Raw genomic sequence first — 20832 nt, 5'->3', positions numbered from 1 at the left:
GCATTGATGGCTCAGGCATTGCCAAGGGTTGCGGCCTGTGCAAGTTTCACCCTTCGGGCTTGGAGGGACCATCATGGACATCGTCACGCTTTTGGCTTTTGCCGCCGTTTCTTTTGTCGGCATAGCGACGCCGGGACCGACCGTGCTGCTGGCTCTGACAAACGGTTCGCGGCATGGTCTGCGCAGGGCGGTTGCGGGTATGGTCGGCGCGGTGCTTTCCGATTTCGTGTTGATTGGCGCCGTGGCAATCGGGCTCGGTGCGTTGTTGGCGGCATCGGAATTCTGGTTCTCGATGCTCAAATGGGCGGGGGCTGCCTATCTTGCCTTTCTCGGAATCATGCTGCTGCGCTCGAAGGGCACGATCGAAGCGACGCTCCAGCCAGGGGCGCCGACTGGCGCGATATCGACCTTTTCGATCGGCCTGAAGAGTTTCATGGTCGCCGCGACGAACCCGAAGGGCTATCTGTTTTTCTCGGCCTTCCTGCCGCAATTCATCGACCCGACTCTGCCTCAGGCTGGGCAATACGCGCTGCTCGCGCTCACCTTTGCTGCGCTCGATTTTCTCATCATGTTCGGCTACGCCCTTTTCGGTTCGCAGGCGGTGCGTCTCTTGAAAACATCGGGCGCCCTGTGGCTGGAGCGAGCCTGCGGCGGCGCACTGCTGGCGCTCGCCGGCTCGCTCGCCCTCTATCGGCGGGCGACCGTTTGAGTCGGCGTCAGGGCAGGGACAGGTGACCGATGCGATAGGTCTGGGTGCGCGCGTCAATTGCGGGCATTTCCGGCCATAGTCTGAAACGCACCCGCGTCCATGTCGTCGGTTCGAAGCCGCAGACGGAGGCAAGCGCGCCGCCTGCCGCTACGTCGGCCCCAGCCGCAGCACTTTCCGCCTGTCGGATGTCGGCGAGCGGCGCGTAAGGCTCCGTCGGCAGGATATCGCGCGTCGCAAATCTGGCCGCGGCGATTTCAGGTGAAGCCTCCGCCTGCCAGACGATCCAGGTTCTGACCTGTGGCCAGCCGAAGGCGCCGGTGAGGGCTGCGAAGCCCGGACTGCAGAGGAAGTCGCTTGCCCCTTCCGGCTTCTGCCAGAGATAGAAGGGCGCATAGAGATTGTCGCGGCTGGCGAATTCACCCCTGCGGGCGCTGACATAGGCCTTGAAACCGAGATTGGGAAAGCCGTCGAGCAGCGGTCCCTTGTCACGAATGCGGCGGTCGATGATCGACATGTCGTAGTCGGCGGGCAGGGTGACGCTATATTGCATGGCGATCAAGAGCGTTCCTCCACCGGTTGCAGCCATTCGACGATGTGGCCGTTTTCCGTCGCCTGGATGCTGAGATAGCTGAAGGGACTGTCGTCGGCGGCGCCATGCCAATGGCGCTGGCCGGGCGCAAACCAGACGGCATCGCCGGCACGCAGCGTCTCGACGGCGCCACCTTCGCTCTGCGCCAGCCCATGGCCGGAAAGCACATAGAGCAACTGGCCCCTGGGATGCGTGTGCCAGTGCGTGATGGTGCCTGGATCGAGCGTCGCGCGCATGGCGGTGTTTGCGCCGTCAGTGCTGCTTTCGAGCAGCATCTCGACCCAGAAAGGCGCCGTTGCGACGCCCTCCGGCGAGCGCACCACCTTGCCGGGACGGCTGACGGTCATCGCCCTCGGGTTCGAAGCGCTCATTGTCGGCCTCCGAGCGCCCGCACCCGCCAGTCGGGATCCGTCATCTGGGCGACGCCGTTGCCGAAGGACCAGTCTTCCGGGGCGCTGGTGCTGATGACAATCATCACGTCCTCGGGTCGCAGGCCCGGCGACTGCGCCAGGAGATCGACAAGCCGGCGATAGAGCGTCGCCTTCATCTCGGCCGAGCGGGGGCGGCCGATCGTGATCGAGATATAGACGAAATCGTCGGAGCGCGGGCCGGCGAGATAGTTGCGGTCGAAGATCAGCTCGTGTTCATCATGCTGATGGATGGTCTGGAAGCGATCGTTCTCGGGCACGTCGAAGGTTTCGACGAGGGCGTGTTGGATGCTGTCGGCGAGTGCCGCGAGATAGTCCCGCGACTTGCCTTTGCGAAGGGAAATGCGAACGAAGGGCATAGAAAACTCCATGAGAAAGGCCGCCCGTCGGCCTTGACACGGAAACCATCGCACGCCACGATAATGCTGAAAATCAGAATTTTTTGAACGTATGATCCCGAAAATTGGAACTGTGTGGTGCGGCGGACGATCTTCGATCTTGATGTGCTTCGAACCTTTTCGACCGGCATGGAGCTCGGCAATTTCGCCAAAGCGGCAGAACGGCTCGGGCGTTCGACCTCGGCCGTCAGCGCCCAGCTGAAGAAGCTGGAGGAGCAGGCGGGCACGCCGATCTTCCGCAAGGCGGGGCGTGGACTGGCGCTAACCGACGCCGGCGAGACGTTGCTCGGCTATGCCCGGCGGCTCCTGGAGCTCAACGACGAGGCGGCCGCAGCCGTGCACAGCATCGAGCTGGAGGGCTGGGTGCGGCTTGGGTTGCAGGAGGATTTCGGTGAGACCTTGCTGCCCGAGGTGCTCGGCCGTTTCGCCCGCGCCCATCCGAAGGTCCGCATCGAGGCGCGGGTGGGACGCAATGCCGAACTGCTCGAGCGCGTCACCTCAGGCAAGCTCGACCTGGCGCTCGCCTGGAGCGATGGCGCGCTGACGGCGCATTGCGAGCGGATCGGCGAAGTGCCGATGTGCTGGATCGGGCCTGCCGAGGGGCCGATCGGCTGGTATGCGGCAAGCGGCGAGCCGATGCCGCTTGCCTCGCTGGAGGCGCCGTGCCTGTTGCGCAGTGCAGCGACAAAGGCGCTTGATGCGGCCGGCATTTCCTGGCGGCTCGCCTTTGTCAGTGCCAGTCTCGGCGGCCTCTGGGCGGCGACGGCGGCCGGTCTCGGCCTGACCATCCGCACCCCGATCGGCCTGCCCGCGAAGCTCCGGCCGCTGACGCCGAAGGCGGTCGGCCTGCCCGACCTGCCGAAGCTTGGCCTGGTTCTGCATCGGGCCGAAGCCGAGTTGCAACCGGCTGCCGCGCGGCTTGGCGAGCTCGTGCTGCAGTCCGTGCACGGCGCGCTGCAGGAAAGGCTCTAAAAATCTCAGCCGAAGCGTTCAAGCGCCGTAGCGAAGAGATCGGCATCGACATTGCCGCCGGAGGTGACGGCGATGACCGCGTCGCTTTCCAGCACCTCGCCATGGAAGAGGGCGGCGGCGAGGGCCACGGCGCCGCCGGGTTCGACGACAATCTTCAGTCGGGTGAATGCGAGCGCCATGGCGCGCAGCGACTCTTCGTCGGTGACGACGATGCCGGCGCCGGCAAGGCGCTTGAGGATCGGGAAGGTGATGTTACCCGGCTGCGGCGTCAGGATCGCATCGCAGATCGAGCCGGATATCGACGCGTTGCGCTCGATCCTGCCAGAGGCGAGCGAGCGGGCGGTGTCGTCGAAATCCCTGGGCTCGCAGGGGCGGACGCGAAGGCCGGGAGCACTGGCTTCGAGGGCAAGGGCGATGCCGGAGGTCAGTCCGCCGCCGCCACAGGGCACGAGAACGTCGGCTGATGTCACGCCTTCTTCTTCAACCTGCTCGGAAATCTCCAGGCCGGTCGTGCCCTGGCCGGCGATCACCAACGGTTCGTCGAAAGGCTTGATCAGCGTCAGGCCACGCTCGGCCGAAAGCCGGGCGCCGATTGCGTCGCGATCCCCGTTGGCGCGGTCGTAGAGCACCACTTCGGCGCCGAAGGCGCGGGTGTTGGCGATCTTCAGCTTCGGAGCATCGCTCGGCATGATGATGACGGCCGGCACGCCGTGCAACTTGGCGGCCAGCGCCACACCCTGGGCATGATTGCCCGAGGAGAAGGCGATGACGCCGCGGGCGCGCACGGCCGGATCGAGGCCGGAGACGGCAGACCAGCCGCCGCGAAATTTGAAGGAACCGGAATGCTGCAGACATTCGGCCTTCACGAACAGGCGCCGACCGGCGATCTCGTTCAAGAACGGGGAGGAAAGAAGGGGCGTGCGGCGCGCATGGCCGCGCAGACGGGCGCGGGCTGCGACAATCATTTCAATGCTTGCCATTCGGGAATCGTCCTGCTTGGAGAGTTCTGACATGCATAGGACGCGGCACGCCGTTTGTGAACGTCGACTTTGTCACCGTGACATGAATGGATATCCGCCGCGTAATCCATTTTGGCGCCATCAATAGCCGCCGGCCGAACCTTCTGCCGCCCGAGCATCCATGGCGCCGTTATAGCGGGCGCCGCCGCCCTTTGCGATGGCGGCGAGGCTCTTGCCGCCGACCAGGATGCCGGCAGCCTGGCCCCAGAGCGGCGCGTCATTGCCGCCGTCGAAGCTATAGCCCATGGCGGCAAGCGTTCTTTCCGTATCCGGCGAAAGCGCATAGGGCTCGAGAAAGACCTTATCCGGCTGCCATTGGTGATGGAAACGCGGTGCATTGACCGCCTGGCTGATATCCATGCCGAAATCGACGACGTTGAGGAACGCCTCCAGCGTGATGGTGATGATGCGCGAACCGCCGGGGCTGCCGATTACCATGAAGGGCTTGCCGTCGCGGGTGATGATCGTCGGGCTCATCGAGGAGAGCGGCGTCTTTTTCGGGGCGATGGCGTTCGCCTCGCCCTGCACCAGACCGTAGAGGTTCGGCACCCCGGGCTTGGACGTGAAATCGTCCATCTCGTTGTTCAGCAGGATGCCGGTGCCGGGAGCTACGACGGCGGCGCCGAAGGAGCCGTTCAGCGTGTAGGTGACGGCGACCGCATTACCCTCGTCGTCAATGATCGAATAGTGCGTCGTCTCGTTGCTTTCCTTGCCGCCGAGCGGCTTCAAATTCGCCGACGTGCCGGCCTTGTAGGGATCGATCTTCGCTGCGGTCTCCTTGGCGTAATTCTTGTCGAGCAGTTTTTCGACCGGGTTCTCGACGAAATCGGGATCGCCGAGCGCCGCGTTACGGTCGACATAGGCGTAGCGCATCGCCTCGACCATCACATGCACGGTTTCGGCCGAGGCGTAGCCGAGGTAGGAGAGCGGATAACCTTCGAGGACGTTGAGGATTTCGCAGATGATGACGCCGCCGGAAGAGGGCGGCGGCGAGGAGATGATGTCATAGCCGCGGTAATTGCACTCGATCGGCTTCAGCTCCCGCACGGCATATTGTTCGAAATCCTGCATGGCGAGAATGCCGCCCTTGGCTTGGCTCGCCTTGACGATCGCCTCGGCGGGCGCGGCCTTGTAGAAGGCGTCTGAGCCTTTTTCGGAGATGGCGGCCAGGACCGCGGCGAGGTCCGGCTGCTCAAGTTTTTCGCCCGATGCATAAGGCCTGCCATCCGGTTTCAGAAAGATTTTCGCCGCTGTCTCATCTTTGGCGAGGCGTTTGGCGCTGCCGGCAAGAATGGCCGCATCACCCTGTTCCAGGGTGAAGCCCTCCTTGGCGAAGCGGAGCGCCGGCGCGATCAGATCCTGGCGTGAGCGGGTGCCGTATTTCTCGCGGGCCGTTTCAAAGCCCATGACCGAGCCGGGAACGCCGACGGCGAGATAACCGTCGAGGCTGGCACGCGGCACGATATCGCCCTTGGCATCGAGATACATGGTCTTCGTCGCGGCGAGCGGCGCGCGTTCGCGGAAATCGAGGAAGGTTTTCGTGCCGTCTTTCAGGCGGATGGTCATGAAGCCGCCGCCGCCGAGATTGCCGGCCGAGGGATAGACCACCGCGAGCGTGTAACCGACGGCGACGGCCGCATCGACGGCATTGCCGCCGCTCTTCAACACCTCGACGCCGACATCGGTCGCCAAATGCTGAGCGGTGACGACCATGCCGTGTTCTGCTTCAACCGGTGCGGGCGAGGCCGCGAAAGCCGAGGTCAGGCAGAGCGACAATGCCGATATGACGGAGATCGTCCCGATATACAGGCGGCCCATGATTTCCCCTCCTATGGACAATGATGGAAAACATATGGGGCTGCGACGGCCCGAGGCAATGCAAGGGTTTGGCTTTAGGCAAGAAGCTCGGCGAGTTTCCGGTTGGTGTCCTCATCATCCAGCGGCGTATAGACGACGAGCTTCATCTCCGGCCGGCTCGTCAAAGTCAGCCCCGTATGCTCGAAGCACATTCGGCCCTTAACCGGATGGTCGATGCGTTTGATACCCGACAGCGGGCTGACGACCTCGTGGCGCTGCCACCAGTCACGAAATTCAGGGCTTGCCTGTTTCAGCAGGGCGATCAGTCGCTCGAAATCCGGATCACCGGCATAACGCGCGCTGTCGGCGCGAAACATCGCCAGCGAGACGCGGGCAACCGCCTCCCAATCGACGAGCAGCCGGCGATGCGCCGGGTCGGCGAAGAGGCGATGCATGGTGTTGCGCTCGTCACGTTCGAGCGTGACGTAACCGCCGAAGAGCACTTCAGCGGCGCGGTTCCAAGCCAGCACATCCCACCGACGGCCAAGCACATAGGCCGGTTGGTGGGTGAGGTTGGCGAGCATGCGCTGCAGCGGTTCGTCGACACATTCGGGCGCGCTGGATACTGTCTGCGCCATCTGGCGGTCGTTGAGGGTGAAGAGATGCTGGCGCTCGGCCTCGTCGAGACGCAGCGCATCGGCAAGGGCATTGAGCACCTGTGCCGAGGGCCGGACGTCGCGGCCCTGTTCCAACCATGTGTACCAGGTGGTGCCGACGCCGGCCAGCATCGCGAGTTCCTCGCGCCTCAGCCCTGGTGTGCGCCGGCGAAAACCCTCCGGCAAGCCGACTTCGGACGGCGCCAGCCGCTCGCGACGCGAACGCAGGAAGGCTGCGAATTCACGGCGGCGGGCTTCGAATGTGTCGGCTCTCTGGTCCATGCCGGGGATCATATCAGTATCGATACCAGGATAAAAATGGAACTGTTTGACGTTTCCGGGCGGCGCATGATGCAGGCGTCGCGGGTGATTGAAGCGCCTGTGGCTCGAATAATCAAGGAGCAGCATCATGTCTTTACAGCATGTCGTCGTCATCGGCGGGTCTTCCGGCATCGGCTTTGCTACGGCGAAATTACTTTTGAAACAGGGATATACGGTCACAATCGCGGGCCGTGACGGCGAGAAGCTTGCCGCGGCAAAAGCATCGATCGACGGTGATCTGCGCAGCCTCGTGCTCGATGCAGCGAAGCTATCGGCACTCGGGGAGGTTTTTGCCGAGATCGGCGCGTTCGGTCATCTGGTGCTGGCCATGAGCAGCGGCCATGGCGCCGGGCCTTTTGCTACACTCGACATGGCCGATCTACTTGCCGGGTTCCAGACCAAGCTCATTCCGCATGCCGCAGCAGCTCAGGCAGCATTGCCGCTGCTGCAGCCAGGCGGCAGCATCACTTTCGTTTCGGCGGTCAGTGCGCAGGCCGCGATGCCCGGTACGGCTGGGCTTGCTGCCGTCAATGCCGGCATCGAGGCGATGGTGCCGGTGCTGGCCGCCGAATTGAAACCGTTGCGCGTTAACGGCGTTTCGCCGGGGGTCGTCGATACGCCGTGGTGGAGTATCCTGCCGTCGGAGCAGCGGGGCAGCGTCTTTGCGGACTTCGCCAGCCGCACGCCGGTCGGTCGCGTCGGCAGGCCGGAGGATATCGCGGAGGCAATCGCCTTCCTGATCGGAAACGGCTTCATGAGTGGCCACGTGATCACCTGCGACGGCGGTGTGCGTCTCGGCGCCTGATGCAGGTTTCGGTGATACTGCCGATGGTCTCTTCGGCGAGCTCGAGCCGCAAAGGTCATGCGCCGTGAAGGGCGTCTGGTCTCAACGAGGGCGCGGCTGCATGCGTCCTATTGCTTGATGCGGCGGCGAGCCTCTCTTCTGCCCGACGGGCGATCGCCTGAAGGTCGCGCGGCATGCCGGCGATCTTCTCGATGGCGGCGATGGCGACATCGGTTGCAAGATAATCCGGCTTGTGGCCGACGCCGCGGACGGTGATGAGTTCGGAGGCTGCTATATCGCGGGCAAGGCCGCGTGAATGCAGGTGTTCCCAGACGATCTCGTCGCTGTCGCCTGTTATGATGACGGTCGGCGCGGTGATCTGCGAATAGAGCGGCGAGTGCTCCTTCAGATAGGCGAGCAGCCTTTTGAAATCGGCGGCGTTGTTGCGGAAGGTGCGGGGCCGCAGCACCAGTGATGGGCCGGTCTTTTCGATGTAATCGAGCGGGCGCGGATTGGGGCGGAAGACATTCAGCGTGCCGCGCTCGAGCCGGCTGAGCCCCAGCGGCACGACGATGGCGTGGTTGAACAGCCAGCCGACGAGCGGCGCCGTCGCGACATGATAATACCAGTCGATGCCGCCCGGCCAAGGATGGGTGGCGGGTGCCAGAAAGAGCAGGCCGGCTGTCTTTTCAGGATGGCGCAGGCCGAAAGTTGCGGTGATCGCGCCGCCGAAAGAATGACCGACGATGATCGCCCTGTCGATGCCGCGTGCCTCCATCAGCCGGGCGATCGCATCCGCCTGGCCGGACGGCACCGCATTTTCAGGGCCACCGCGTTCGGAATAGCCGTGACCGGGACGATCGACGAAGAGCATTTCGGCCCGGCCCTCGAGTGCAGTGCGGAAGGCGACGACCTGGTCGAGCAGATTGCCGCTGGCGCCATGAATGAAGACGAGAGGGGGCAGATCGGCATGTTCCGGACGCTTGAGATGGACGGCATTCATGCGGTAGCCGCCGACATCCGTCAGTTCACCGATATTGGGATAGGTCTGTTCTAATCGCCGCGCCTTGTAAGACGAGTAGCCGATGGCAGCGGCGAGGGGAGCGAGAAGAGCGGAAACTTCTGCGAGCATGATCGTTACGGGCGGTGGTTGCGGCGGTTCTCGAGAAGGGTGGGCGAAGCGCCACGTGGCCCCCTCGACAATACTAAAATTGTGCGGTCCGGCCGGGCTTCAAGATCGGGTGAGCGAGATCAAGTGCGGTTGCCGGCAAGTTTTTCCGACAGCGTATTGACCTGTTCCTGCGCGGTGCGCTCGGCGGGATAGATGTCGAGGAACCGCTCCCAGGCTTTCAACGTCAGCTCATCGTTGCCTGCATTGCTGAGGATCGCGGCCATGCCGGAAAGGGCGCCGAAATGGCGCGGCTCGAGATTGAGCACGTGCTCGATGTCGGACATCGACTTGCGGTAATTGCCCATGACGAAATTCAGTGTGGCGCGCCGATTCCAGCTTTCGGCGTAATCAGGCTTCAGCGCTATCGCCTCGTCGAGGAAATCGAGAGCGGCGGGATTGCGCTTTTCCTCAATCGCCTCGTCGGCCCACTGCATCAGCAGATTGACGGTCGCGCTGCCGGAATCATTCCATTCCAGGCGAATTTCGTTGGCGATGCTGCTGGCCTTGTCGGGGTCGCGCTCGCGCTTCAGCTGGCTGAAGAGCTGGTCGAGGCGCTGCTTCGGCGAATTATTGACGTTGCTCTGCTCAACGATGACATCCTTTTCCGCCGCGATGGCCGGAAGCGGAGAGGCGGAGAGGACGAGAAAGAGCGGCAAGGCCGCTGGCATCAAAGCAAAAAGGCGCATGGCGGACATATTAGCCCGCCAGCGCCGAAGATCAAACAAATTAGACGTGATCACCACAGCGACCCTCCGGATATCCGCCGGCGCAATCTGCGCGGCGCAGTAATCCGGATGCGGGCAATCAGCCCTGACGAGCCTTGTAGCGCGGGTTCAGCTTGTTGATGATGTAGATGCGGCCCTTGCGGCGAACCAGACGGTTGTCACGGTGGCGAGCCTTGAGCGACTTGAGCGAATTCTTGATCTTCATTTTTCTGATCCGCGATCTCTATGGGGAATTCACATTCGCCCGTATCTTTAACAATCAAAAGCGCGCCGTCGGGGCGCGCTCTTTAGGTGGGGGAGCAGATACCCCGTCGCCTTTTCCGTGTCAACCACGTGACGGTGTTTTTCCCAAGGTGAGAGGGTGTTTTCTCACCGGGAAAGCGGCGATTTCGGCGCCAATGTGGTGACATGGCCCATCTTGCGGCCCGGGCGCCATTCGGTCTTGCCGTAGAGATGGACCAGCGTATCGGGACGTCGCAGCCACTCGGGAACTGCAAGGATATCGTCGCCGATCAGGTTCTGCATGACGCAGTCGGAATGACGCTCGCCATTGCCGAGCGGCAGGCCGGCGACGGCGCGGATATGCTGCTCGAACTGGCTGACGGCGCAGGCCGCCTCCGTCCAGTGTCCGGAATTGTGGACCCGCGGAGCCATCTCGTTGGCGATCAGGCTGCCGTCGGCAAGCACGAAGAATTCTATGCCGATGACGCCGACATAGTCCAATGCCGCAAGAATTTTTTCCGCCGCCCGACGTGCGGCTTTGCCCGTCGTCTCGGGGATCGCGGCGGGAACGGTCGAGGTATGGAGGATGCCGTTGCGGTGTACATTTTCGGCGGGATCGAAGCAGACCACTGTGCCGTCCGCGGTTCGCGCGGCGATGATCGAAACCTCGCGTTCGAAGGCGACGAAGCTTTCGAGGATCAGCGGCACGGCGCCGAGCGCGGCATAGGCGTCGTCCGGGCTGTCGGCCACCGAACGGAAAACCTTCTGCCCCTTACCGTCATAACCGAGACGGCGGGTCTTCAATACGCCCTGGCCGACGAAATCCTTAAGCGCCGCCTCGAGATCGGCCTGGCTGTCGATTGCGTGAAAGCGGGCGGTGGTGATGCCGCAATCGTTGAGGAAGCGCTTTTCGACCAGGCGGTCCTGGGCGGCTTCCAGCGCCTTCGGTGGCGGATAGACGGGAATGCTTGCCGAAAGCGTTTCTGCGGCTGCGACGGGCACGTTCTCGAATTCGTAGGTGACGACATCGCAGGCGGCGGCAAGTTCGGCCAGCGCCGCCGGATCGTCATAGGCGGCGGTGATCTGCCGATTGGCGAGCTGCGCGGCCGGGCAGTCCGCCTGCGGCTCGAGAATGATCGTGCGGAAATTCAGCCTGGCGGCGGCAATCGCCAGCATGCGGCCGAGCTGGCCGCCGCCGACAATGCCGATCGTTCTTACGGTCATTGGTCGTCCATCGGGTATTCGGCGATGCTGGCACTCTGACGTTCGCGCCATTCGTCGAGCCGCTCGGCGATTTCTTCGTCGGAAAGCGCAAGCACTGCGGCGGCGAGAAGGGCGGCGTTGACGGCGCCCGCCTTGCCGATGGCGAGGGTTCCCACAGGAATGCCGGCCGGCATCTGGACGATGGACAGAAGACTGTCCTGGCCGGACATGGTTTTCGACTGGACCGGCACGCCGAAGACCGGCAACGGCGTCATCGATGCGGTCATGCCCGGCAGATGGGCGGCGCCGCCGGCGCCGGCGATGATGACCTTGAAACCCTCGGCGCGCGCGCCCTTGGCGAAATTCGCCATGCGGTCGGGCGTGCGGTGCGCCGAGATGATGCGCGCATCATACGGGATTTCGAGGGCTTCCAGCGTATCGGCCGCGTTCTTCATGGTTTCCCAATCGGATTGGCTGCCCATGATAATGGCGACGGGTGGTCTGTCTGTCATCGTTGCCGCTGTTCCTTTCAAGCGATACGATCAGGCGATGATATCAGGGACGATCTGATCTTCCAGCTTGGAGAGCTTGTCCTTGATAACGAGCTTCTTCTTTTTCATGCGCTGAATTCGCAAAGCGTCGCATCCGGTCTCGATCATGGCGTTGATCGCGGCGTCGAAATCCTCGTGCTCCTGACGCAGACGCGCCACCATGAGCCTGATTTCCGCCTGTTCCTGATCGGCCATATGTATTCCCCGTTATCGTCTTCGGATCTTGTCCGATCTGCCGATGATTTCCGCAAGCTCCTATCACCAAATACGGGTAACGGCTAGTTAGTCTTGATCATGAATTTGCCATCTCATCTTCATCTTTTCGCCTTCGACAAGCCTTCAAAAATATGTCACAGTCCGGCGCGTTGACACCTTGATCCCCGACGATGATGGCCGGGGAGGGTAAGAGGAAGGAAGGGTCAAATGACAGTTGAAGCTCATCTTGAATCACTCCAGAAAAAGCATGTCGCTCTCGAGGAGGAGCTGCATGCACTTAGAACAGCTCCCTCTATCTCCGATACGGAAATTGCCGAATGCAAGCGCCGCAAGCTGCGCATCAAGGACGAGATTCAGCGTCTCAAGTCATCCGTCCATTAGATCTTCCCAAGGGTCGCCGGACGATCATCTTGCGTAAGAGGTAAACCATCCATTCCGCCTAAAATTTGCAAGACCCGGTGATTTAACACCAGAATTGCGCCAGCCCGATGCTCGCGGCTGGCGCTTTTGCATCTGGCGCGGTAGATCGCGCTCGCATGATTGGGCCCGGCGGTCTGAGAGCATGTCTCGCAAAAGTGTGCAGCGGTATTGCGATAAAGACATGCGTGGAAACAAAGACCTAAAGCGTGCGAAGCGCATCTGAAAGATCGCGACACGTTTAGGGGAGGGCGATCAGGCCCAGAACTGATCCAGCCACAGATTGAGCTTGTCGAAGCCGCGGTTATTGACCGCGTAGATGCGTTTCGTTCCTTCCGACGTCACCGAGACGAGGTTGCTGTCGAGCAGCGCCTTCAGGTGTTGCGAAACAGCGGGGCGGCTGATCGGCAGGCCCTCGGCAAGCTCATTGACTGTCCGGGGCGCACGCCGCAATTCCTCCAGCAGAAACCGCCGGTTCGGATCGGCAATTGCAGAGAAGGGGTCCGTGTTCGACATGGCGGGAACGCTACGTCAAACCGGCCGCGGCGGCAAGAAAATTGTGCGTTGCAGCGTAGGAGAGCGCTGCGCGTCTTTTCAGGCGCGCTCGGGACGCTACTCCACTTCGAATTGCTGCATAATTAGTGAAGTCGATTTCAATTAAGGACACGGCAGGACCGCCCTTACCCTCCAAGGCCCTCGCGCACGATCAGCAAGGCGGCGATGAAGGCCATCGCATACATGAAGGGATAGAAAATCTCCGGCTTCATGCGGCGCACGCACCAGGCGCCGGCAAGCGTGGCAAGCGGGGCGAAAGGCAGCAACGTCGCCGAGGTCGCGAGATTCTGCGTGTCGAGCTGGCCGAGCGCGAAATAGGGGATGAGCTTGATGGCATTGAGGATCGCGAAGAAGCGCACGCTCGTGCCGGTATATTCGCGCGGCTGCAGCTCGAGCGGCAGCGCATAGACCTGGAAAGGGGCGCCGCCGGCATGGGCGACGAAGCTGCCGTAACCCGAGAACGCGCCCCAGAAACCAGCAGCGATCGGCCGCTGGCCGCGCGGCGGGATCACCCTGTCGGCGCCCGGGCCGAAATTGTTCCAGAAATAGCGCAGGCAGAAGAGGATGGTCACCGCGCCGATGACGATGCGCAGGATGTTGCCCGGAACGAGCGCCGAGGTCGCCCAGCCGAGGCCGATGCCGAAGATCGCGCCGGGCAACATGATCTTCAGCGTCGTCCAGTCGCCGTGCTTGCGCCAGACGACCAGCGAGATCATATCCATGAAGACGAGGATCGGCAGAAGGATCGCAGCCGCCTCGACCGGCGAAACGACCAAGGCGAGAAAGGGCAAGCCGATCAGCGACAAAGCGTCGCCCATGCCGCCTTTTGCGAGGCCGACCAAGAGAACGGCGGGCACGGCGGCGTAGTAGAATGACAAATCCTGCGGCATGCTTTCGGCGTCCTCCTCTTGCAAGCCTCCTCTAACGGAACTACTCACACAAAACGAGTGCGGATCCGTCCTTTCGAAGAGGGAATTCGCAGGAAACGGAAAGACCTCATGACCGAACCCGAAAACCGCTGCCGCCTGGTGCTCATCGCCCCTGATATCGCCAACGCCGATGAACAGGCAAGGATCGTCGCCGATGCGCTGAAGGGCGGCGATGTCGCCTCGGTGATCGTGCCGCAATACGGGCTCGACGACGGCACCTTCCAGAAACATGCCGAAAAGCTGGTGCCTGTCATTCAGGATGCCGGCGCCGCGGCGCTGATTGCGGGCGATAGCCGCGTGGCGGGACGGGCGAAGGCCGATGGCCTGCATCTTTCCGGCAATGCCGAGGTGCTCTCGGAGGCGATCGACAAGCACGCCCCGAAAATGATCGTCGGCGGAGGCAATGCGGCCGACCGGCACACGGCACTGGAGATCGGCGAAGTGAGGCCGGACTATATCTTCTTCGGCAAGCTCGATGGCGACATCAAGCCGGAGGCGCATCCGAAGAATCTTGCGCTTGGCGAATGGTGGGCTTCGATGATCGAAATTCCCTGCATCGTCATGGGCGGCAGCGACCCGACCTCGGCGCTCGCCGTTGCCGAGACAGGAGCGGAGTTCGTGGCGCTGCGGTTGGCGGTCTTCGACGATCCCGCCCGGGCGCCATCAATCATTGCCGAGATCAACGCGTTGCTTGACGAAAAAGCGCCACGGTTTGAGGATTGAAATCGCGCTCATGCCGATCCCGCCCGCCCGCCTTTTGAAATATTTTCTTGCAGGCATGGCCGTCCTCGCTGCGGCCAGGCCCGATATTGCGCTGGCGCAGGCGCCCGACAGCGTCATCAGCCAGCCGGGCACGGCGCCGGCTTCGACCTTCCGCACCGATCGGCTGACCGGCGAGGACGACGTAAAGCCCTCCGATGGCGTCGGCGTGTTCGACCGGATGGGTGCGAAGCTGCCCGACCTGCCGCCGGAGAAGGACTACAAGGGGCCGATCGACGAGGCTTACGGCGCCTATCAGCGCGGCTACTACCTGACCGCAATGGATAAGGCGCTGCCGCGCGCCCAGCTCGGCGATCCGGCGGCGCAGACGCTGATCGGCGAAATCCTCTCCCAGGGTCTCGGCGTCAAGAAGGACGTGAAGAACGCCGCCTTCTGGTATGGCAAGGCGGCCGAAGGCGGCGATGCGGCGGCCATGTTCAAATATGCGCTGATGCTGATGGAAGGCGAAGGCGTGCCGCGCGACAAGGTCAAGGCCGACGAGTATATGCGCAAGGCAGCCGAGGCCGGAAACCCTTCGGCGGAGTTCAACTGGGCGCAGATCCTCGTGGCCGACAATCCCGGCGAGAAGGGGCTGAAGCTGGCGTTGCCGTTCTATGAGAAATCCGCCGAGCAGGGCATCGCCGATTCGCAATATGCGGTGGCGCAGCTTTACGCGACGCTGAAAGACCTGCCGGAGGAAAAGAAGCGACTCGCCCGCGAGTGGATGGCGCGTGCAGCGCGTGCCGGCTTCGATACGGCTCAACTCGATCTCGGCATCTGGCTCGTCAACGGTGTCGGCGGCCCGAAGGATTATGTCAAAGGTTTCGAATGGCTGAAACTTGCCGCCAATGGCGGCAATATCGCGGCGCAAAACAAGCTCGCCCACCTCTATGTCAATGCCATCGGCACGGCGCCCAATCCGGTCGAGGCGGCGAAGTGGTACGTGTTATCGCGCCGCGCCGGCCTTGCCGATCCGGCGCTCGAGGATTTTTATCTGGGCATCGAGGACGACCAGCAGAAGGCGGCGATCGATGCCGCCAACAAATTCCGGCGGCGATAGACAGAGGCGCCGCGCCTCCCAAGCCGGGGCGACTTTAAAACAGCGCGTCGGCGAAGAGATCCTCATCGCTTTCGATTTTGGCAGCCTCGGCGGGAGCCGCGGCAGGCGCGCTGTCTTCGCGTGCCGGAATGATGTGGCGATGAATGTTGCGCTCCTGAACCATCGTATACTGCTTGAAGATCTTGCGATCGAGCGGCGCGATCGCCTCCGCGAGGTCGGAGATATCGGCGATCTCGGTGCCGGCGGCCTCATCAAGCACATCGGCGCAGCGGGCAAAGACCTCACCGAGGTCACGCTGGAAATCGAGCTTTCCGATCAGCAGACCGATCTTGGCGGCGACCTCCCGGCCATTTTCGGCGAGCACCTTCAGCTCTTTGTCCATCACATCGGCTGCGGAGCGGATGTTGCCGACGGCCGACGTCAGGCGATCTCCCAGGCCGCCCGCCCCGGCATCCGTGGCCGGAGTGACGCGCCCGGCCGCGGCTTCGAGCGCCGGCAGGCCGGTGACGATGGCATCGGCGGATTCGTCGAGTTTGCCGGCGAAAATGCGCAATTCGGCCGTGACGACGTTGATCGACTTGCCTTCCTCGCCGAGACGGCTGCAGCGAAGGTTGGTGTTCAAGGCCATATAATGGATGTCGGTCTTGACGGCGCGAATGTTGGCAATCGCTTCGGAGAGCTTGGCGGCGGTGCCGATCGTCGACTGGCTGACCTGGTCGGCTTGGCGGCTTGCCGTGTCGACGTGCCGGACGATTTCATGGGCGGCCGAAACGCTTGATTCCAGCGAGCGCATGAAATTGCCGCTGGCTTCGCCGCTCGCGCCGCTCATCTGGTCGCGCAGCTTGAGGATCTCCCGCATGTCGTGGTCGAAACTGGCGATCGTCGTGACGACGTTTTCCGATTCCCGCTGGAAATTTACGCACATGTCGCTCATCTGCGCTGCGGTCAGATGGTGAATAACGTTCTGAAGACGCTTGCGTGCGCCGGCGTCGAGCTTCGCGCTCTCCTCGCCGGCAAAGAATTCCTCAAGCAGCGAAAGGGTGGCCTTCACATGCTCGATGCGCTGACGGGTGATGTCGCCGATCTGCAAGGCGGAGAGCGTCGAGGCGACCTTGCTTTGGACGCCGCGTGCAATCGCGCCGACCTCGCGGGCGACGACGCCCAACTGTTTGCGGTGTTGGACGATCTTCGCGGCGTCGTCGCGCAGGGCGGCGGCAACGGCCGGCACGGTATCGGCGTAGCCCTTGGAGACACTGGCGCCGAAGGCGGCGGCGAGTTTAACCTCTTTGTCGAGGCTGTCGAGATGCGCGGCGAAACGGTTGACTTCATCAGTGCCGGAATAGATTCGCTCCAGAATCTCCTGTGCGAAGCCGGCAAATTCGGCAAGGCCGGCGCCGGTTATCTTCGCGGTCACGGCGAAAGTTCTGAGATAGCGCATCGTCTCCTGCATGTCGGAGACGTATTTGCGCAAGTCCCTGCCGGTCTGCGCCAGTGAGACCAGCGCCTGCTGACGGTTTTCTTCGGTGAGCGGGAGCGCCGTCAGTCTCTCCACTGTGGCACGGAGATCGGCGCCGGTGTCGCTCGACTCACCATTGTCGAGCGCCGCCGCGACACCCTCAAGGGAATTCAACAAGCGGTTGAGAACATCCATCACTGACAGCAGCACGGTGCCGCCTTCGAGAAAACGTTCCTCGACACGGCTGCGGGCGGCTTCCAGGGTCCGACCAATGTCCCGCCCGGAGGTGTAGGCTGCAGCGGTCGGCGATACCAGGGCGTGTGCCAACATTTATACCTTTTCGTTAAAACACAGCTTATCTGACTCTATTTCTACGGGAAGGATGGAAACGTCCGGTAAACGCGCCGGACTCGTCAGCGTTGTGATTAACGAAAGATGTGGAGGGCGCGGAGCTAGAGCCTCGTGGCTGGTTGTTATTGCTTAATATATTGTTTTTATTCAATTTTGTTCAAAGTTTTGAGAGGAGCGTACAACTTATCCCGGATGAGAAATTGGGTGTCCCGGGAATCGTTATACGACGGTTTCATACAACCGCTGTTTACCCTGCGTTAACGTTGGCGTGAGAGTCCTCTTAGGGTCGTCAAGTATTTCTCGGGCCGAGGAGGCTGCGTTGGACACTTCTAAACAATATTGCGAATCAATAAATCTGCCGGAGACGCTGGGTATTCGTTCTGCGTCCGAACTATATACAAAGTTTGCTGATGAATTTCAGGGTCGCGATACGATCGTGATCAGCATTCCCGAAAATGCGGACGTGGATCTGATTTTCATTCAACTCATAGAGTCATCGCGCCGCCAAGCAAAAGCTGATGGAAAGACACTCAAGCTTTCTACACCCGCTCGCGGCTCGGTCCTGAAGGTACTTGAACGCGCAGGTCTCATTGAATCCTTCGATCAAGAAGATACTAGGTTCTGGTTGCACAAAGAGGTTACGTTATGAGCGCGAATATCCTCACTGTCGACGATTCCGCCAGCATCCGCCTAACCACCAAGGTCACGCTGACCAATGCCGGCTACAGCGTCACCGAGGCCGTAAATGGGGCCGAGGGCCTCGCGACGGCCAAGAGCAGCCGCTTCGATCTGATCGTGACCGATCTCAACATGCCGGTCATGGACGGCCTGACGATGATCGAGGAACTCAGGAAGCTGCCTGGACAGGCCGGCGTTCCGATCATCTTCCTGACGACGGAATCGGATGCCGATCTCAAGGCGCGCGCCAAGGCCGCCGGCGCCACGGGTTGGCTGACCAAGCCGTTCGATCCGGAAAATCTCGTGAAGATCGTGAAGAAGGTTCTCGGACGATGAGCACGCTCGATCCCGTTGCCGTGTTCCGCATGGAGGCTGCCGAATGCCTTGAGGCGATCGAGGCCGGTCTTCTCGACCTGACCCACCAACTCGACAACAAGGATCTCGTCGACGCCGTATTCCGCGGGCTTCACACGCTCAAGGGCTCCGGCGCGATGTTTGGTTTCGAGGCGCTTGCCGCTTTCACCCATCATTGCGAAACCGCCTTCGACCGCGTCCGCAAGGGCGAGGTCGGAGCGACCAGCGAACTCGTCGCCGCCGTCCTGGCCGCCCAGGACCATATGCGCGCCCTCGTCGACCGGCCGGACGCCGATCACGGTGATACCGGCAGCAAGCTTCTGGCGCAGTTGCAGGCCGCCGTCGGCGGCAAGCCGGCTGCGGCCGCACCGGGCGCTGCTGCTGCGCCTGCGGTCGTGCGTGAGGTGTCGGCAAAGAAGAAAAACAGCTGGCGTATCCGCTTCAGTCTGCCTGCCAATTCGATGGTCAACGGTACCAACCCGCTCGGCCTCTTGGACGAGCTGCGCGATCTCGGTGAATGCACGGTGCGCGCCAATACCTCGGCCATTCCGCCCCTCGACGAGCTCACACCGACGGAACTCCACATTTCCTGGGACGTGCTGCTGACCAGCGAGCAGGATCGCTCGGCGATCGACGACGTCTTCATCTTCGTGCTCGACGATATGGAACTCAGTGTCGAGGAGATCGACGGCGCGGCAACCACTGCCGCATCTGCACCGGTCGCCACAGTACCGACGGCCGTTCTACCGGCTGCCGTTCCGGAGTTTCGACCGGTCGAGGCGGTTCCGGTGCGGCGCGAGGCGCCCGCGCCCGCCAGCCAGGCGAAGACGGCTGAGAATGTCCGCGTTCCGGCCGAGCGTCTCGACGAGCTGATGGACCGGGTCGGCGAGCTCGTCATCGCGCAATCGCGTCTCAGCCAGCTCGCCAGCGCTAGCGCCGATATTGCGCTGCGCTCCGTCTCCGAAGAAATCGAACGCCTGTCCGGTGAATTGCGCGACACGATGATGGTGCTGCGCATGGTGCCGGTCGCAACGCTGTTCTCCCGCTTCCGCCGCCTCGTCCACGATCTCGCCCGCGAGACCGGCAAGGTGATCGAGCTGGTGATGGAGGGCGAGACAACCGAAGTCGACAAGACGGTCATCGAGCGGCTGGCCGATCCGCTGGTGCATCTGGTGCGCAATTCGATCGATCATGGCCTCGAGATGCCTGCCGATCGCCGTGCCGCCGGCAAGACCGAAGCCGGCACGGTGATCCTTTCGGCGCGCCAAGCCGGCGGTGAGGTGATTATCTCAATCAAGGACGATGGCCGCGGCATCAATCGCGAACGGGTTCGTGCCAAGGCGGAATCCTCCGGCATTATCCATCCCGGGCAGCCTCTCTCCGATTCCGAGCTGCTGCAGCTCATCTTCGCTCCCGGGTTCTCGACGGCAGCGGCGATCACCAATCTGTCCGGCCGCGGCGTCGGCATGGACGTGGTCAAGAAGACGGTCGAAGCGCTTCGCGGCGCGATCGACATCGTCAGCGTGCCGGGACAGGGTTCGGAAGTGTCGCTGCGCATCCCGCTGACCCTTGCCATCATCGACGGCCTGCTGGTGCGTGTCGGTTCCGGCCGCTACGTCATCCCGCTCTCGGCAGTCGAGGAATGCCTCGAACTGTCGCTTGAGGAAGACCTCCGCTCGCGCGGCCGCAGCTTCATCTCGCTGCGCGACAGCCTGGTGCCGTTCCTGCGCCTGCGAGACCTCTTCCGCACCGGCACGAAACCCGACATGCACCAGAAGGTCGTCGTCATCTCGACCGGCACGGAACGCGTCGGCCTCGTCGTCGACCAGATCATCGGCGACCACCAGACGGTCATCAAGTCGATGTCGAAACTGCATAACGACGTCGCGACCTTTTCGGGCGCGACCATTCTCGGCGACGGCAGCGTCGCCCTCATTCTCGACGTCGGGCACCTGGTTGTCGCGGGTCAGCAGCAGGAGGCGCAATTGCGGGTAGCAGGATGAGTGCAACAGCAGCGACGGCCGAACGATTCGACAAACACTGGAACTATGCCGAAGAGGTCGAGGTCCTGACCTTCGATCTCAACGGCGAGACCTTCGCGCTGGAGGCGGTCATCGTCCAGGAAATCCTGGACCTGCTTCCGGAGACCGCGGTGCCGGGAAGCCAGCCCTTCGTCGCCAGCGTCATCAATTTTCGCGGCAAGGTCATTCCGCTGGCCGATCTGCGCCTTGCCTTCGGGATGGAGGCGGCGGAGGCCACGATCGACAGCCGTATCATCGTCATCGAAATCGATCTGCAGGGCGAGCAGACGCTCGTCGGGCTCAGAACCGACAAGGTGAACGAGGTTACGACGCTTGCGAAATCCGCGAGCGAGGCGCCGCCAAGCGTCGGCATGCGCTGGCGCGCCGACTACATCAACTGCCTGGTGAAGAGGGGCGTGGAGTTCATCATCCTCCCGAATCTACGGGCGATTTTTTCATCGAGGCACAAGGCGGCAGGGGCCGCCAGCTGA

General features: G+C 62.4%; 25 protein-coding genes. 10 read left to right on the top strand and 15 right to left on the bottom strand.

Features of this window, described 5'->3' with window-relative positions; translation table 11 throughout:
* Positions 1–73: 73 nt before the first annotated feature.
* Complete coding sequence (locus tag J2J99_RS18775; protein ID WP_168296041.1) at positions 74–709, top strand: LysE family translocator; 636 nt, start codon at positions 74–76, stop codon at positions 707–709.
* 7 nt (positions 710–716) lie between these two features.
* Here J2J99_RS18775 and J2J99_RS18770 read toward each other — a convergent pair whose 3' ends face one another.
* The 3 genes from J2J99_RS18770 to J2J99_RS18760 are packed head-to-tail and all read right to left on the bottom strand — an operon-like array spanning position 717 to position 2085.
* Positions 717–1268: a DUF4865 family protein gene (locus tag J2J99_RS18770; RefSeq protein ID WP_168296042.1), complete on the bottom strand. Its 552-nt coding sequence runs from the start codon at positions 1266–1268 to the stop codon at positions 717–719.
* Positions 1265–1669, bottom strand: a complete 405-nt coding sequence (locus tag J2J99_RS18765) for a cupin domain-containing protein (protein WP_168296043.1) — start codon at positions 1667–1669, stop codon at positions 1265–1267. Before J2J99_RS18765 ends, J2J99_RS18770 begins: the two co-directional genes overlap by 4 nt.
* Complete coding sequence (locus J2J99_RS18760; protein WP_168296044.1) at positions 1666–2085, bottom strand: tautomerase family protein; 420 nt, start codon at positions 2083–2085, stop codon at positions 1666–1668. Before J2J99_RS18760 ends, J2J99_RS18765 begins: the two co-directional genes overlap by 4 nt.
* 117 nt (positions 2086–2202) lie before the next feature.
* On the opposite strand from J2J99_RS18760, the gene J2J99_RS18755 reads away from it, so the two are divergent.
* Positions 2203–3096, top strand: a complete 894-nt coding sequence (locus J2J99_RS18755) for a LysR substrate-binding domain-containing protein (protein ID WP_168296045.1) — start codon at positions 2203–2205, stop codon at positions 3094–3096.
* A gap of 5 nt (positions 3097–3101) precedes the next feature.
* Here J2J99_RS18755 and J2J99_RS18750 read toward each other — a convergent pair whose 3' ends face one another.
* The 3 genes from J2J99_RS18750 to J2J99_RS18740 all read right to left on the bottom strand — a co-directional run bounded on the left by J2J99_RS18750 (position 3102) and on the right by J2J99_RS18740 (position 6862).
* Positions 3102–4076 (bottom strand): threonine ammonia-lyase, encoded by a 975-nt coding sequence (locus tag J2J99_RS18750; protein WP_168296046.1) that lies wholly within the window; start codon positions 4074–4076, stop codon positions 3102–3104.
* 120 nt (positions 4077–4196) lie between these two features.
* Positions 4197–5933: a gamma-glutamyltransferase gene (ggt, locus tag J2J99_RS18745; RefSeq protein ID WP_168296047.1), complete on the bottom strand. Its 1737-nt coding sequence runs from the start codon at positions 5931–5933 to the stop codon at positions 4197–4199.
* Positions 5934–6007: 74 nt separating this feature from the next.
* The gene (locus J2J99_RS18740) at positions 6008–6862 is read right to left on the bottom strand and encodes a helix-turn-helix transcriptional regulator (protein WP_205918750.1); all 855 of its coding nucleotides are present in this window, start codon (positions 6860–6862) and stop codon (positions 6008–6010) included.
* Positions 6863–6977: 115 nt separating this feature from the next.
* On the opposite strand from J2J99_RS18740, the gene J2J99_RS18735 reads away from it, so the two are divergent.
* Entirely contained in the window at positions 6978–7694 is a 717-nt protein-coding gene (locus J2J99_RS18735) for an SDR family oxidoreductase (protein ID WP_168296049.1), read from the top strand.
* Between the two features lie 55 nt (positions 7695–7749).
* Here J2J99_RS18735 and J2J99_RS18730 read toward each other — a convergent pair whose 3' ends face one another.
* From J2J99_RS18730 to J2J99_RS18705, 6 genes are all read right to left on the bottom strand, one after another.
* Positions 7750–8805, bottom strand: coding sequence for an alpha/beta fold hydrolase (locus J2J99_RS18730; protein ID WP_168296050.1), 1056 nt, complete (start codon positions 8803–8805; stop codon positions 7750–7752).
* 119 nt (positions 8806–8924) lie between these two features.
* Positions 8925–9539, bottom strand: a complete 615-nt coding sequence (locus J2J99_RS18725) for a tetratricopeptide repeat protein (RefSeq protein ID WP_168296051.1) — start codon at positions 9537–9539, stop codon at positions 8925–8927.
* Between the two features lie 109 nt (positions 9540–9648).
* Positions 9649–9774 (bottom strand): type B 50S ribosomal protein L36, encoded by a 126-nt coding sequence (gene ykgO, locus J2J99_RS18720; protein WP_003582204.1) that lies wholly within the window; start codon positions 9772–9774, stop codon positions 9649–9651.
* Between the two features lie 164 nt (positions 9775–9938).
* A complete protein-coding gene (locus J2J99_RS18715) occupies positions 9939–11015 on the bottom strand; it encodes a 5-(carboxyamino)imidazole ribonucleotide synthase (protein ID WP_168296052.1) in 1077 nt (358 codons plus the stop codon).
* A complete protein-coding gene (gene purE, locus J2J99_RS18710; RefSeq protein WP_004679370.1) occupies positions 11012–11506 on the bottom strand; it encodes a 5-(carboxyamino)imidazole ribonucleotide mutase in 495 nt (164 codons plus the stop codon). Before purE ends, J2J99_RS18715 begins: the two co-directional genes overlap by 4 nt.
* Positions 11507–11536: 30 nt before the next feature.
* On the bottom strand, positions 11537–11740 hold the full coding sequence (locus J2J99_RS18705) for a YdcH family protein (protein WP_010028538.1): 204 nt from the start codon (positions 11738–11740) through the stop codon (positions 11537–11539).
* Positions 11741–11968: 228 nt separating this feature from the next.
* Between J2J99_RS18705 and J2J99_RS18700 the strand changes: the two genes are divergently transcribed.
* Positions 11969–12142, top strand: coding sequence for a YdcH family protein (locus J2J99_RS18700; RefSeq protein ID WP_008533139.1), 174 nt, complete (start codon positions 11969–11971; stop codon positions 12140–12142).
* 291 nt (positions 12143–12433) lie between these two features.
* On the opposite strand, the gene J2J99_RS18695 is transcribed toward J2J99_RS18700, so the two are convergent.
* Both J2J99_RS18695 and J2J99_RS18690 read right to left on the bottom strand, forming a co-directional pair.
* Entirely contained in the window at positions 12434–12694 is a 261-nt protein-coding gene (locus tag J2J99_RS18695; protein ID WP_003552646.1) for an ArsR/SmtB family transcription factor, read from the bottom strand.
* A 164-nt stretch (positions 12695–12858) separates the two neighbouring features.
* Positions 12859–13623: a sulfite exporter TauE/SafE family protein gene (locus J2J99_RS18690; RefSeq protein ID WP_168296053.1), complete on the bottom strand. Its 765-nt coding sequence runs from the start codon at positions 13621–13623 to the stop codon at positions 12859–12861.
* A gap of 108 nt (positions 13624–13731) precedes the next feature.
* Here J2J99_RS18690 and J2J99_RS18685 point away from each other — a divergent pair, with 108 nt between their 5' ends.
* Entirely contained in the window at positions 13732–14385 is a 654-nt protein-coding gene (locus J2J99_RS18685; protein WP_168296054.1) for a thiamine phosphate synthase, read from the top strand.
* Positions 14386–14395: 10 nt separating this feature from the next.
* Positions 14396–15481: a tetratricopeptide repeat protein gene (locus J2J99_RS18680; protein ID WP_168296055.1), complete on the top strand. Its 1086-nt coding sequence runs from the start codon at positions 14396–14398 to the stop codon at positions 15479–15481.
* Positions 15482–15515: 34 nt separating this feature from the next.
* Here J2J99_RS18680 and J2J99_RS18675 read toward each other — a convergent pair whose 3' ends face one another.
* Entirely contained in the window at positions 15516–17264 is a 1749-nt protein-coding gene (locus tag J2J99_RS18675; RefSeq protein ID WP_205918751.1) for a chemotaxis protein, read from the bottom strand.
* Between the two features lie 343 nt (positions 17265–17607).
* On the opposite strand from J2J99_RS18675, the gene J2J99_RS18670 reads away from it, so the two are divergent.
* From J2J99_RS18670 to J2J99_RS18655, 4 genes are read left to right on the top strand one after another with little or no spacing between them, the layout of a single operon-like run.
* Positions 17608–17937 carry an STAS domain-containing protein gene (locus tag J2J99_RS18670; protein WP_168296057.1) on the top strand — a complete coding sequence of 110 codons (330 nt, stop codon included), beginning with the start codon at positions 17608–17610 and terminating at the stop codon, positions 17935–17937.
* Entirely contained in the window at positions 17934–18302 is a 369-nt protein-coding gene (locus J2J99_RS18665; protein ID WP_168296058.1) for a response regulator, read from the top strand. The genes J2J99_RS18670 and J2J99_RS18665 overlap by 4 nt, the downstream gene beginning before the upstream one ends.
* Positions 18299–20323 carry a chemotaxis protein CheA gene (locus J2J99_RS18660; protein ID WP_168296059.1) on the top strand — a complete coding sequence of 675 codons (2025 nt, stop codon included), beginning with the start codon at positions 18299–18301 and terminating at the stop codon, positions 20321–20323. The genes J2J99_RS18665 and J2J99_RS18660 overlap by 4 nt, the downstream gene beginning before the upstream one ends.
* Positions 20320–20832, top strand: coding sequence for a chemotaxis protein CheW (locus J2J99_RS18655; RefSeq protein WP_168296060.1), 513 nt, complete (start codon positions 20320–20322; stop codon positions 20830–20832). Before J2J99_RS18660 ends, J2J99_RS18655 begins: the two co-directional genes overlap by 4 nt.

It is taken from the genome of Rhizobium binae, from assembly GCF_017357225.1.
In the GTDB taxonomy this organism is placed as follows: domain Bacteria; phylum Pseudomonadota; class Alphaproteobacteria; order Rhizobiales; family Rhizobiaceae; genus Rhizobium; species Rhizobium binae.
Note: the sequence above shows the minus strand (reverse complement) of the source record. Positions and strands in the feature narration are given on the sequence as shown.